Below are 488 nucleotides of genomic sequence, written 5' to 3'. Positions count from 1 at the left end.
AACATCATCCAGCTGTTGAAGACGACGCTGGAGAAGAACGACGGGACGGCGCAGCACACGCTGTCCAAGGCGAAGTCCGCGGTGGACAACATCGGCTGATCCGTCCCGACACGGGTCCGGTCGCGGGCGGTAACGGGGAGCATGAGGTAGGGGCATGGCCGGCTGGGATCTGGATCCGCAGGGCATCCAGGGTGTGCTGAAGACGACCGGCGAGTTCGCCGGGAAGATCGAGACGCACACCAAGGCATACGGGGAGCATCTGCAGTCCGCGGCGACCAGCGCGGGCACGATCACCGCCGAGGGCGGCGGTCAGGGCGGCGGTCAGGGCGGGGAGAAGCCGGCCGGGGGGCTGGTGGCGCTGGCGCTGTCGCAGTTCTCCGAGCACACCGTCAACGACCTGAAGTTCATCGCGATGCGGGCGGGCAAGTCCCTCAACGGCGCGGTGGAGGCCACCACCGCCTACACCAACGGTGACCTGGAGATGGCCG

Annotated in this window: 1 protein-coding gene; it reads left to right on the top strand. The window is 68.0% G+C overall.

What is annotated here, in order from left to right:
* Window positions 1–154 precede the first annotated feature (154 nt).
* Window positions 155–488, top strand: a 334-nt coding sequence (locus IF20_RS36910) for a DUF6507 family protein (RefSeq protein ID WP_052869804.1), incomplete at its 3' end; no start/stop codon positions are given.

Origin of the sequence: Streptomyces niger (assembly GCF_000718305.1) — a bacterium.
Classification (GTDB): Bacteria; Actinomycetota; Actinomycetes; order Streptomycetales; family Streptomycetaceae; genus Streptomyces; species Streptomyces niger.
This window is presented reverse-complemented; position numbering and strand designations above follow the sequence as displayed.